The sequence below is a fragment of the Streptomyces sp. NPDC028308 genome, from assembly GCF_055565855.1.
On record NZ_JBVHTO010000004.1, the window covers coordinates 19,062 to 30,905 of the forward strand.

12 protein-coding genes are annotated in these 11,844 nt (G+C 71.2%); 7 read left to right on the top strand and 5 right to left on the bottom strand.

Annotated elements, in window-relative coordinates; translation table 11 throughout:
* From sthA to ACZ4VA_RS10300, 4 genes are all read left to right on the top strand, one after another.
* A complete protein-coding gene (gene sthA / locus ACZ4VA_RS10285; protein WP_389389408.1) occupies positions 1–1,404 on the top strand; it encodes a Si-specific NAD(P)(+) transhydrogenase in 1,404 nt (467 codons plus the stop codon).
* A 122-nt stretch (positions 1,405–1,526) separates the two neighbouring features.
* Complete coding sequence (locus ACZ4VA_RS10290) at positions 1,527–2,147, top strand: L-threonylcarbamoyladenylate synthase (protein WP_389389407.1); 621 nt, start codon at positions 1,527–1,529, stop codon at positions 2,145–2,147.
* 160 nt (positions 2,148–2,307) lie between these two features.
* Entirely contained in the window at positions 2,308–2,688 is a 381-nt protein-coding gene (locus tag ACZ4VA_RS10295) for a DoxX family protein (protein ID WP_355789040.1), read from the top strand.
* A complete protein-coding gene (locus ACZ4VA_RS10300) occupies positions 2,685–3,152 on the top strand; it encodes a peroxiredoxin (RefSeq protein ID WP_356175991.1) in 468 nt (155 codons plus the stop codon). The genes ACZ4VA_RS10295 and ACZ4VA_RS10300 overlap by 4 nt, the downstream gene beginning before the upstream one ends.
* Before the next feature lie 112 nt (positions 3,153–3,264).
* Here the strand turns inward: ACZ4VA_RS10300 and ACZ4VA_RS10305 are convergent, their stop codons facing one another.
* Entirely contained in the window at positions 3,265–3,498 is a 234-nt protein-coding gene (locus tag ACZ4VA_RS10305) for a chaplin (protein WP_356175988.1), read from the bottom strand.
* A gap of 302 nt (positions 3,499–3,800) precedes the next feature.
* Between ACZ4VA_RS10305 and ACZ4VA_RS10310 the strand changes: the two genes are divergently transcribed.
* From ACZ4VA_RS10310 to ACZ4VA_RS10320, 3 genes are all read left to right on the top strand, one after another.
* Positions 3,801–4,007: a hypothetical protein gene (locus tag ACZ4VA_RS10310; RefSeq protein ID WP_356175985.1), complete on the top strand. Its 207-nt coding sequence runs from the start codon at positions 3,801–3,803 to the stop codon at positions 4,005–4,007.
* A gap of 271 nt (positions 4,008–4,278) precedes the next feature.
* On the top strand, positions 4,279–5,427 hold the full coding sequence (locus tag ACZ4VA_RS10315; protein WP_355793841.1) for a S1 family peptidase: 1,149 nt from the start codon (positions 4,279–4,281) through the stop codon (positions 5,425–5,427).
* A 127-nt stretch (positions 5,428–5,554) separates the two neighbouring features.
* Positions 5,555–6,313 (top strand): ZIP family metal transporter, encoded by a 759-nt coding sequence (locus ACZ4VA_RS10320; RefSeq protein ID WP_355793839.1) that lies wholly within the window; start codon positions 5,555–5,557, stop codon positions 6,311–6,313.
* 28 nt (positions 6,314–6,341) lie between these two features.
* Here ACZ4VA_RS10320 and ACZ4VA_RS10325 read toward each other — a convergent pair whose 3' ends face one another.
* The 4 genes from ACZ4VA_RS10325 to ACZ4VA_RS10340 all read right to left on the bottom strand — a co-directional run bounded on the left by ACZ4VA_RS10325 (position 6,342) and on the right by ACZ4VA_RS10340 (position 11,650).
* Positions 6,342–6,824 (bottom strand): hypothetical protein, encoded by a 483-nt coding sequence (locus tag ACZ4VA_RS10325; protein ID WP_389389406.1) that lies wholly within the window; start codon positions 6,822–6,824, stop codon positions 6,342–6,344.
* The gene (locus ACZ4VA_RS10330) at positions 6,821–9,286 is read right to left on the bottom strand and encodes a molybdopterin oxidoreductase family protein (protein WP_452919517.1); all 2,466 of its coding nucleotides are present in this window, start codon (positions 9,284–9,286) and stop codon (positions 6,821–6,823) included. Before ACZ4VA_RS10330 ends, ACZ4VA_RS10325 begins: the two co-directional genes overlap by 4 nt.
* Before the next feature lie 433 nt (positions 9,287–9,719).
* The gene (locus ACZ4VA_RS10335) at positions 9,720–10,991 is read right to left on the bottom strand and encodes an MFS transporter (RefSeq protein WP_355794167.1); all 1,272 of its coding nucleotides are present in this window, start codon (positions 10,989–10,991) and stop codon (positions 9,720–9,722) included.
* A gap of 230 nt (positions 10,992–11,221) precedes the next feature.
* Positions 11,222–11,650, bottom strand: a complete 429-nt coding sequence (locus tag ACZ4VA_RS10340; protein ID WP_355794166.1) for an ATP-binding protein — start codon at positions 11,648–11,650, stop codon at positions 11,222–11,224.
* Between the last annotated feature and the right edge of the window lie 194 nt (positions 11,651–11,844).

Sequence of the window (11,844 nt, forward strand, 5' to 3'; positions counted from 1 at the left end):
GTGCCCGACTTCGACATGCTTGTCATCGGATCCGGCCCCGGCGGCCAGAAGGCTGCCATCGCGGCCGCCAAACTCGGCCGCCGCGTCGCCGTCATCGACCGCCCCGACATGGTCGGCGGGGTCTCCATCCACACCGGGACCATCCCCTCCAAGACCCTGCGGGAGGCGGTCCTCTACCTCACCGGCCTGACCCAGCGCGATCTCTACGGCCAGAGCTACCGGCTCAAGGAGGACATCACCGTCTCCGACCTGACCGCCCGCACCCAGCACGTGGTCGGGCGCGAAGTCGACGTCATCCGCAGCCAGTTGTCCCGCAACCACGTCGCCCTGTTCGGCGGCACCGGCCGCTTCGTGGACGACCACACCATCGCGCTGCGCGAAGTGAACGGCCACGACAGGCTGTTGAGCGCCGAGCACATCGTCATCGCGACCGGCACGCGGCCCGCCAGGCCCGCCGCCGTGGAGTTCGACGAGCGCACGATCATGGACTCGGACAACGTGCTGCACCTGGAGCGGGTGCCGCGTTCCATGGTCATCGTCGGCGCCGGCGTGATCGGCATGGAGTACGCCTCCATGTTCGCCGCCCTGGGCAGCAAGGTCACGGTGGTCGAGAAGCGGCCCGGCATGCTCGACTTCTGCGACGTCGAGGTCGTCGAGTCGCTGAAGTACCACCTGCGCGACCTCGCCGTCACCTTCCGCTTCGGCGAGACCGTCGCGGCGGTCGAACGTCATCCCCGCGGCACACTCACGGTCCTGGAGAGCGGAAAGAAGATCCCCGCGGACGCCGTCATGTACTCCGCGGGACGGCAGGGCCTCACCGACGAACTCGACCTCGACAAGGCCGGGTTGTCCGCCGACCGGCGCGGCCGGATCACCGTGGACGAGCACTACCGCACCGAGGTGCCGCACATCTACGCCGTGGGCGACGTCATCGGCTTCCCCGCCCTGGCCGCCACCTCCATGGAACAGGGCCGGACGGCCGCGTACCACGCGTGCGGTGAACCGGTGAACCGGATGCACGACCTCCAGCCGATCGGCATCTACACCATTCCCGAGATCAGCTTCATCGGAAAGACCGAGGACCAACTGACCGAGGCCCGCGTGCCGTTCGAGGTGGGCATCTCCCGCTACCGCGAACTCGCCCGCGGCCAAATCATCGGTGATTCGCACGGCATGCTCAAGCTGCTGGTCTCCCCCGACGACCGCACGCTGCTCGGCGTGCACTGCTTCGGCACCGGCGCCACCGAACTCATCCACATCGGCCAGTCCGTGATGGGGTGCGGCGGCACCGTCGACTACCTGGTCGACGCCGTCTTCAACTACCCGACACTCGCCGAGTCCTACAAGGTGGCCGCCCTCGACGCCACCAACAAGATCAGGCAGATCGACCGGCTCAAGGACTGACGCGGCGGCTCTCCGGCGTCCGGGTCACCCCGGACGTCGGATGCGCGCCGCCCGCCGCCCGACGGCAGGACTCGGCGCCGGGGCTGCGCCGGGCGAGGCGGCGGAGAGCATAAGCTCGGCGGATGGCGAAGTACTTCGACGTGCACCCGGACAACCCTCAGCAGCGCACCATCTCCCAGGTGGCGGACAGCATCCGCTCCGGTGCGCTCGTCGTCTATCCGACCGACTCCTGTTTCGCGTTGGGATGCCAACTCGGAAGCCGGGACGGCATCGACCGGATCCGTACGATCCGGCAGCTCGACGACCGCCACCACTTCACCCTGGTGTGCCAGAACTTCGCCCAACTCGGCCAGTTCGTAAGGGTCGACAAGGACGTCTTCCGCGCCATCAAGGCGTCGACGCCCGGCCGCTACACCTTCATCCTGCCCGCGACGAAGGAAGTGCCGCGCAAGCTGCTCCACCCGAAGAAGCACACCGTGGGCGTCCGCATCCCCGACCACGTGGTCGCGCAGGCGCTGCTCGCCGAGCTCGGTGAGCCGCTCCTCTCCAGCACGCTGCTGCTGCCCGACGAGGAGGAACCGCTGACCCAGGGCTGGGAGATCAAGGAGCGGCTCGACCACGTGGTGGACGCGGTCGTGGACTCCGGGGACTGCGGGACCGAACCGACGACCGTCATCGACTTCTCCAGCGGCGAGGCCGAGATCGTACGGCGCGGAGCGGGTGACCCCACGCGGTTCGAGTGATCCGCGCTCTCACCGGCCCCTCGCGGTCTCCCGCCGCTTCCCGCTGACGTGGGAACAGGACACCAGGCCGTGTCCGGTTCCCGCGCAGCGGGCGCACCGGGCCGCCCACTCCTCCTTACCGTCGAGTAATATCGCGCGGCAGGCCCCCCGAGGAGGAACCGTGCCCAGGTCGGAACGCTCACCCCTGCTGCTCGCCGGCCTGCTGGCCTCGGCGGGCGTCGCCCATTTCGCCGCGCCGCGGTCCTTCGACGCGACCATCCCCCGCGCGCTGCCGGGGACACCCCGGACGTGGACGTACGCGAGCGGTGTCGTCGAGCTGGCGCTCGCCGCCGGTGTGGCCGTGCCCCGTACGCGGCGCGCCGCCGCCCTGGCCACGGCCGCGTTCTTCGTCGGCGTGTTCCCCGCCAATGTGCAGATGGCGGTGGACTGGCGGCACCGTCCCGCCCCCCTCAAGGCCGCGGCCCTGGCCCGGCTCCCCCTCCAGGTGCCGCTCGTGCTGTGGGCGCGCGGTGTCGCCAAGAACCAGAAAGGCCTGTCATGACGAGTCGCGTGGACGTGGGCGACAAGGTCGAGGACTTCGCCCTGCCGGACGAGACGGGCACGCCCCGGCACCTGTCCGAGCTGCTCGGCGACGGACCCGTCGTGCTGTTCTTCTACCCCGCCGCCCTCACGCCCGGCTGCACCGCCGAGGCCTGCCACTTCCGCGACCTCTCGGCCGAGTTCGCCGCCGCCGGAGCGCGGCCGGTGGGCATAAGCGGCGACCCCGTCGACCGGCAGCAGGAGTTCGCCGGGCGCCACACGCTCGGGTTCCCGCTGCTGTCCGACGTCGACGGGACGGTCCGGGAGCGGTTCGGAGTCAAGCGGGGCTTCTCCATCGCCCCCACGAAGCGGATCACCTTCGTGATCGCACAGGACCGCACCGTCCTGGAGGTGGTCCGCAGCGAACTGCGGATGAGCGTCCACGCGGACCGCGCCCTCGCCGCCCTGAGCGCGCACCGCGGCTGAGCCGACGCGCACCGCGGACGGACGGCAAAGGCCCGGGGCATCGCCCCGGGCCTTTGCCGTCACGGGTTCGCCGGGCCGCCGGACGTCACCGAACGGCCCGGGTCACCCGCGATCAGTCGTTCACACACTTGTTGCCGAACGCCGGGTTCAGCAGACCGACCACGTTGACGGTGTTGCCGCACACGTTGACCGGAATGTGGACCGGAACCTGGATGACATTGCCCGAGAGCACGCCAGGGCTGTTCACCGCGACCCCGGTGGCATCGGAGTCCGCGGCGGCTGCACCGGCGGTCCCCAGGACGGACACGGTGGCCAGGGCGGCCGCAGTCATCAGGCGGATACGCATTACAAGCTCCCATCAGTCGCACGGTTGCGGTCTCTTCACCATGACCTCGGGAACCGGCGACCGACATTGATGTACGGCCGAACGGGTCCGGCGGCCGTCGGGGGCCTCTCCGGACGGGCATCCCCGCAGGGCCCGGACAGCCCGCCCGGAATGCAGGGTTCGACCGTTACGGGAACAATACGAGGTACATCCATCGATTGTGCGTCTCCAGATGCCGGCACCAGGTGACTCCCGAACCGGGAGTGCACCAGAGCGGGCCAGGGGTACCCGTGAGACAGAACAGGTCGACCAGGGAGAACACCATGTCAAAGACTCAGCCCGGTTCGTCTTCCCCGTCCGACGACGCGACCACCCCGGACGCCCTTCTGCACACCGGCGCGGGGGGCGAGGTCTCCGCCGAGGACCTGGTGCTCGCCGCCGGCCGTGACGTCAACCCGAAGAACCTCGCCTGGGCCGAGCGCAGGCTGGCGGAGGACGGCCAGGCGGCCATGGACAAGCTGCTGCCGTAAGAAACCGAGAACCGAGCGGCCGGGCGGTGCACACCGCCCGGCTGCTCCGTATGCCCGCCCACGCCCGCCCGAGGCCGCGCCCCCACACCCCCTGCCCTCGCACCAGCACCAGCACCAGCACCAGCACCAGCACCAGCACATCGGACCATCTCGTGCATTGGCATGGACCTGCCCATGATCCGCCGCTAATCTCGTTCGCGCACGTCCTTGAGAGCGCTCTCTCCGCCCTTCCGCTCCTCCCCCACGTCCGGAACGACGAAAGGCAACTCCCTTGAGACGCACCACAGTTCTGCGCGCGGGCCTGTCGGCGGCCCTGCTTCTGAGCACCGTGGCGGCCGGTCTGACCACGCAGGCGTCCGCGGCCCCCTCCCCCACCGTCTCCGAGGCTCCCGCGTCCGACGCGCTGATCACCGCCATGCAGCGCGACCTCGGCCTGTCGAAGACCCAGGCGACCGCCCGGCTGAAGGCCGAGACGAAGGCGCGCGGCGTCGACCGTGCTGCCCGCCGCGCCGCGGGCAGCTCCTACGCCGGCTCGTGGTTCGAGGCGAAGAACGGGAAACTCACCGTCGCCGTCACCGACCCCGCGGACCGGGACGCCGTCGAGGCGACCGGCGCCCGGGTGACCCTCGTCGAGCACAGCGGGCGGCAGCTGGACGCCACCCTGAAGCGGCTCGACAAGCTCGACGCCCCGGCCGGGGTCAGCAGCTGGCACGTCGACCCGAGGAGCAACTCGGTCGTCGTGGGCGTGGTCACCTCCCAGAAGGATGACAACGATGTCCAGGCGTTCCTGGACCGCGCCCGGGAAGCCGGCCCCGTGACCGTGCGCGAGACACGGCAGTCGCCGCGCACCTTCGCCGCGGGCACCGTGGGCGGCGACCCCTACTACACGGGCAACGTCCGCTGTTCCATCGGCTTCTCCGTGTACGGCGGCTTCGTGACCGCCGGCCACTGCGGGCAGGCCGGCGCCGGCGTCAGCGGCTGGGACCGCAGCTACATCGGCAACTTCCAGGGCTCCTCCTTCCCCGACAACGACTACGCCTGGGTGAACGTCGGCAGCGGCTGGTGGACCGTGCCGGTCGTCCTCGGCTGGGGCACCGTCTCCGACCAGCTCGTGCGCGGTTCGGGTGAGGCTCCCGTCGGCGCCTCCATCTGCCGGTCCGGATCCACCTCCCACTGGCACTGCGGCACCGTCCTCGCCAAGAACGAGACGGTCAACTACAGCCAGGGCGCCGTGCACCAGATGACGAAGACGAGCGTGTGCGCCGAGCCCGGCGACTCCGGCGGCTCCTTCATCAGCGGCGACCAGGCACAGGGCGTCACCTCGGGCGGCTGGGGCAACTGCGGCAGCGGCGGCGAGACCTGGTACCAGCCCGTCAACGAGATCCTGAACCGCTACGGACTCACCCTCCACACCGCCTGACCCTCCCCGCAGCCGGCCCGCGCCCGGGCCGGCTGCACCGGCACTTCGTCCCTCTCCCGGGCGGCCCGGACGCGGTCGGGCCGGGCCCGAGCCATGGACCGCCCCCGATCGGGGTAGTCGGTGCGCTGTGGCTGAAGTGATGCAAGCGGGTCTGTGGGGTCTGGTGGCCGGGTCGGCGCTCCTGGTGGGTGCCGCGCTGGGATACGGGCTGCGGGTGCCGCCGAAGGTGATCGCCTCCGTGATGGCCTTCGGCTCCGGTGTGCTCATCTCGGCGGTGGCCTACGAGCTGATGGGCGAGGCCTACGACCAGGCCGGTCTGGCGCCCGCCGCGATCGGAGCCCTCGGCGGGGCCCTCGCGTACACGGGCGGGAACATGTGGCTCGCGCGTCGAGGCGCCCGCCACCGCAAGCGTTCCGGCAACGCGGAGCGGCACGCACAGCCGAGCGAGACGGAGCAGTCCGGCTCCGGCACGGCGCTCGCGCTGGGTGCCCTGCTCGACGGGGTGCCTGAGTCCGCGGTGATCGGCGTCAGCCTGCTGCACGGCGGCGCGGTCAGCATGGTCACGGTGGCCGCCGTGTTCATCAGCAATGTCCCCGAAGGGCTCTCCAGCTCCGCCGGCATGAAGAAGGCGGGGCGCGGCAAGGGCTACGTCTTCGGGGTGTGGTCGGCGATCGCCGCGGCGAGCACGGTCGCCGCGGTGCTCGGCTACAGCATCGTGGGCGGCATGTCCGACTCGGTCGTGGCCGGTGTGACGGCCGTGGCCGCGGGGGCCATCCTGGCGATGATCGCCGACACGATGATCCCCGAGGCGTTCGACGAGGCGCATCTGGCCATCGGCCTGATCACCGTCGCGGGGTTCCTGGTCTCCTTCGCCCTGTCGCACTGACCCCGGCGGGAGCGCGTGCCGCGCGGGCTCAGCTCAGCAGAATCTGCGGCGAGGACTCCTTCAGCTTCCCGTTCGCCCAGCGCATCTGGCGCAGGGCGTCGGGGTGGCAGCGCCGCACGGTCTTCATGAGCGCGTTGTCCTTGAGTGCCTGGGCGGCCTGGCCGAGCATCTCCCAGTCGACGCTGACGCCTGAGGCCTTGAGGTACACCTCGCGCAGGTCGCGCAGGAGCAGCAGGCCGCTCTCGGGGCGCCGCCCGAGGAGTTCACCGGCCTTCTCCCGCAGGCGTTCGGCGCCGGTGAGGTCGTCCACCGGGTCGGGGTCGAGTGTCACGTCGAAGCGCTCGCCGAGCGCGGCGAGGATCCGCACGTGCTCCTGGGACCAGCGGGCCAGGTCGCGGCCGACGTGGTGGACCTCGTGGTCGGAACGGTGCCGTTCGCAGACTCGGAGCAGTTCGTGCGCGAGGTCGTTCTCGTCGCGGTGCAGTTCCTGAAGGAGCAGGCCGACCTTCATCGGGCATCCGCCTCCAGCGGTCGGGTGAGTTCCTCGTCGGCCTGCGCGTCCGGTCCGCCGCGTGTCGGTGCGAGGTCCCCGGTGACGGGGGCCGAGGCCGTGTTCGTCGGTGCGGCCGAGGGCCGCGGGTCCGCCTCGACGCGGCGCAGGGCAGCGGCGGCGGTCTTGAAGATCGGCTGCTTGGACGCCGGATCCCAGTCGGTCAGGGTGAGTTCGTTGGCGGCCCGGCCGTGGTCCCCCGGCTCGTATCCGGTGTCCGTGTCCCAGTACCCGTAGTGGAAGGGGAGGAAGAGGACCCCGTCGCGGATGCCGCTGACGCGCAGCCTGGCTCGGACGCTGCCCCGCGGGGTGGTCACCTCCACCAGGTCGCCCTCGGCGAGTTCGCGGGCGGCGGCGTCACGGGCGGAGCACTCCACCCACACCTCCGGTGCGGCTGCCTGGAGTTGGGGCGCTCGCGCGGTCTTGGTGCGGGTGTGGAAGTGGAAGAGCGTGCGGCCCGTGGTCAGGGCGAAGGGGTGGTCACGGCTGGGCTTCTCGTGCGGCGGCACGTAGGCGGCGGCCTTGACCACGGCCTTGCCGGAGGGGTTCATCGCCCGGTACTCGGCCGGTTCGAGCGGCGCGCCCGTGATCAGGTCACGTCCGTAGCTCTCGCAGTACGAGGGGTCGCTCAGGAACGCACCGCCGGTGTAGAGGCGTTCGGTGCCGTCGGGGTGTTCGTCGTCGCAGGGCCATTGGATGCCGCCGCGTTCGCGCAGTTTCGCGTAGGTGATGCCGGTGTAGTCGCAGGGCCGGCCGCGGCTGCACTCCTTCCATGCCTCGAACGCGGACTCCGGGTCGTCCCACTTCACCAGGGGCTCGCCGTCCTTGTCGCACAGGTCGAGCCGGCGGGCGTAGTCCAGGAAGATGTCCAGGTCGGGCCGGGCCTCGCCGGGCGGCTCGACGGCCTTCTCCGACAGGTGGACGGTGCGGTCCGCGTTGGTGAACGTGCCGGTCTTCTCGCCCCAGGTGGCGGCCGGCAGGACGACGTCGGCCAGTTGCGCGGTCTCCGTGAGGAAGATGTCCTGGACGACGAGGAAGAGGCGGTCCTGGGACAGGAGTGCGCGGGTGCGCCGCAGTTCGGGCAGGGAGACGGCCGGGTTCGTGCCGCTCACCCACAGCATGCGGATCGACCCGTCCTCGACGTAGCGCATCATCTGCATGGCGTGCGTGGGCGGCGCGTAGTGCGGGATCTGGAGCGGGTCGACGTTCCAGAGCCGGGCGAGTTCCTCGACGTGCGCGTCGTTGGCCCAGTTGCGGAAGCCGGGCAGGTCCCCGTCGGCTCCGCACTCGCGGGTGTTCTGCGCGGTGGGCTGGCCGTTCATCTGGAGCACGCCGCAGCCGGGTTCGCCGAGCATGCCCCGTACCAGGTGCAGGTTGTTGACCTGGACCGCGGCAGCGGTGGCCTGGTGGGACTGGTAGAACCCCTGGAGCACGGTGGACAGCAGCCGCCGGGCGCCGCCGAGGACGCGCGCCGCTTCCCGGATCTGCGCCGCCGGCACGCCGCAGATCTCCGCCGTACGTTCGGGCGGGTACTCGCCGACCCGCCGGCTGAGCTCCTCGAAGCCGACGACGTGCGCGTCGATGTAGTCGCGGTCGATCCAGCCGTTGGCGAGGATCTCGTGCAGCAGGCCGTTCATCAGGGCCACGTTCGTGCCGGGCAGCGGCGCGAGATGGACGGTGGCGGCGCGGGCGACCGGTGTCATCCGGGGGTCGACGCAGATCACCGCGGGTGGCCGGGGACCGGCGAGCCGGTCCAGGATCCGGGTCCACAGCACGCTCTGCGTCTCCGCCATGTTGTGGCCGAACAGCGCGATGACGTCGGCGTGGTCGATGTCGGTGTACGAGCCGGGCTGCCCGTCGCAGCCGAACGACTCCTTGAGCGCGGCCGCCGCCGTCGCCGTGCACAGCCGGGTGTTGCCGTCCACGTGGTTCGTGCCGATGCCACCCCGGGCGATCACACCGAGCGTGTAGTACTCCTCCGCGAACAGCTGCCCGGTGGTGTAGAAGCCGATGGCGCTCGGTCCCTGTTCGTCCAGCAACTCCTGGGTGCGGCCGGTGATCCTGCTCATCGCGGTGTCCCAGTCGCATGCGACGAGCCGGCCGTCCTGCCGGATCAGCGGGCGGGTCAGCCGGTCGGCCGACGCGTTCGCCTGCCAGCCGAACAGGTCCTTGGGGCCCAGCCGCCCGTGGTTGACCCGGTCGTCCGCCCGGCCGCGCACACCGACGATGCGGCCGTCCTTGACGGCGATGTCCATGGCGTCGCCGTTGGAGTGCAGGAGGGAGGCCGAGCGCACCCAGCGGTCCACCTCGTCGGGGGTGACGCCGTCCGCCAGGTGGGTGTCGACCCGCACGGGCCAGGTCTCGCCGGGCCCGTACGGGGTGCGCGTGCCCCAGGGTTCGGCAATCCGGTCCTTGCGCCCCACGAAGACCACCTTCTCCGTTCGCTGCGGGAGCCGGCCGTAGTCCGGCGGAGGTTGAACCAGGTTCCCGTTTGCCGACGTGGTAGACGTCCCCGAGCCCGAGGGACGTGCCGCGTCCGGTCCCGTCGCCCCGGGCGGTACCGGTGAGGGCTTCACAGCTCGACGCCAGAAGCGGAACGGGAGGCGCCCACCGGCTCGGACCCGCTCGCCGCGGCGGAGGCGTCAGCACGGCGTCCCCTCTCGGTGGCGGGGCGGCGGAGAGCGGGCACGAGCAGGGGCAGGAGCCGCGTCCCGCCGAATCGGCACCCTGCGCTCACTCCGCCTCCGCACGCCGGCTCATATCTGACGGCCCATCATGCACAGCGGCCCGCGCGCCCCCGCGCCGAACACGCAGAAGGGCTCCGGCGCTCCCCCGCGTCGACCACGTCGGGTGGTCTCACACGGATCCCGGGCTCGGCGCCGGGGCCGGGAGCCCGGCGGTGAGCCGGATGTCGGCGGTGGGCCGGTTTCTTGGCAGGCGGCGGACGGGTCCGCAGGCGACGAGGGCGACGGCGCAGCACAGCGCGATCAGGGCGCCCGCGAACAGGAGGCGGTGGACGCCGACGAGCGCGCTGGCGGGACCGGCGATCGCCTGTCCGAACGGGACGGCCAGGATGGAGCCGGCGATCTCGTAGGCGGTCACCCGGTTGAGCCGGTCCTCGGGGATGTGGGTCTGCACGGCTGTGGCCCACTGGACTCCCCAGAACGCCCAGCCGATACCGCTCACCGCGTAGCCGAGCATGAGCAGCGGCAGTGCGGGGACCAGGGCCGCGGCGAGCGGCATCATCGGGAAGAGGAACATCGCGAGGCCGCCCGCGAGGAGCGGGCGCGGCGGCCGTACGCGGATCGCCGCCAGACCGCCGAGGACGCAGCCGGCCCCGAAGGCGCTCTCGGCGTAGCCGAACGCCGCCTTGCCGTGGGCCTCGATGACCGACACGGCGCCGACCGGGGTGATCGGGCCCCAGACGAAGACGCCGAGCACCCACCAGATCAGGATGACTCCCCACATCCACGACCGGGAGCGGAACTCGTCCCAGCCGGTGCGCAGGTTGGCGAGCGTGGAGGCCGTCCGGTCCACCGCGTACCGGGGCAGCCGCAGGGCCACCAGGCAGATCCCGCTGACCGCGAAGGTGGCGGCGTCGACCAGGAAGACCGTCGCCGCCGAGGTGGTGGCGACGAGCAGCCCGGCCAGCGCGGGCCCGGCCATCGTGGAGATCCCCTGGCTCACCCGCAGGACTCCGTTGGCCCGGTGCAGGTCGGTGGCGACGTGCGGCACCAGTCCGGAGACACCCGGCTGGAACATCGCGGTCGCGATGCCGCCGAGCAGCGACCCCACGACGATGAACCACAGCGGCGGGTGCCCCAGGAAGAGACAGGCCGCGAGGGACAGTTGGATGACACAGCGGACGGCGTCGGCGCCGATCATCTGGGGCCGCGGGTGGAAGCGGTCCGCGAACACCCCGCCGAACACGACGAAGAGGGCGAACGCGCCCATCCACGCGGCGAGCGCGAAACCGACGCCGCTGGCTCCGTATCCCAGTGACAGCATCGCGACCGCCATGGCCACCGGGATCATCGTGTCGCCCAGCACCGACATGGTGCGGGCCGTGAAGTAGAGGTTGAAGTTCCAGGTCCACAGGCGGGCCGGGGCGGCGGCGGACATGACCATTCAGGCATCCTTCGGGACGTCCGCTCTCCGGACACCGTTCATGTGCGACTACGGGTCGCGGTGCCGGCCGAAGGTCGCTGGGCCGTGGTCACTTCGATTCGCGACTCCGTCAGGTCCGTACCTTAGAACGCCGGACGCGGTCGTCGCCGCTCTTTTCCGGCAGCCGTTCCGTCGGCCGGTCCGCCACCGGCCGGACGGCACCCTGCTCCGGGGCGCGTTCGGCGAAGGCGTCACGTCTTCTCGCCGGACTCGGCCGCCTCCGGCAGGTGGAAGCAGGCGGTCACCGTCTTGCCGTTGGGGCAGCGCCGCGCCTGCCAGGTGTCCGCCAGCGCGTCGACCAGGAACATGCCGCGCCCGCCGAGGCTCTCCGGGTCCGCCGCCCGTGGTTCGGGCAGCTTGGTCGAGGCGTCGTGCACGCTCACGTGCAGGCACTCGGTGTCCCAGGTCAGCAGCAGCTGCGCACTGCTGTGCGCGTGCACATGAGCGTTGGTCACCAGCTCCGAGACCGTCAGCAGGACCGCGTCCGTGGTCTCGGGTGCGGTCGTGGTCCACCCGAGAGCCTCCAGGTGCTCGCGGGCCCACTGCCTGGCCTCGTTGACACCGCGGGAGAGGGGCATGGAACGTGCCCAGCCCACAGCCTTCATCGACGATCCGCTCATGGTCATCCTTTCGCACTCGCTGCACCCCGTTTCGCTGCGTGTACCCCCGTCAGGGGCTTCATTGCGCGGATGCCGCCGGGAAACAGCGCCGGGGGACGGAACAGGGGCGCTTGCGCGTCGTGCCGGCCCGGCGCCGGCGAACAGTATGAACACAACGATCAAGGGCATGGCCCTCGTTCATGCGTCTCCCTAGC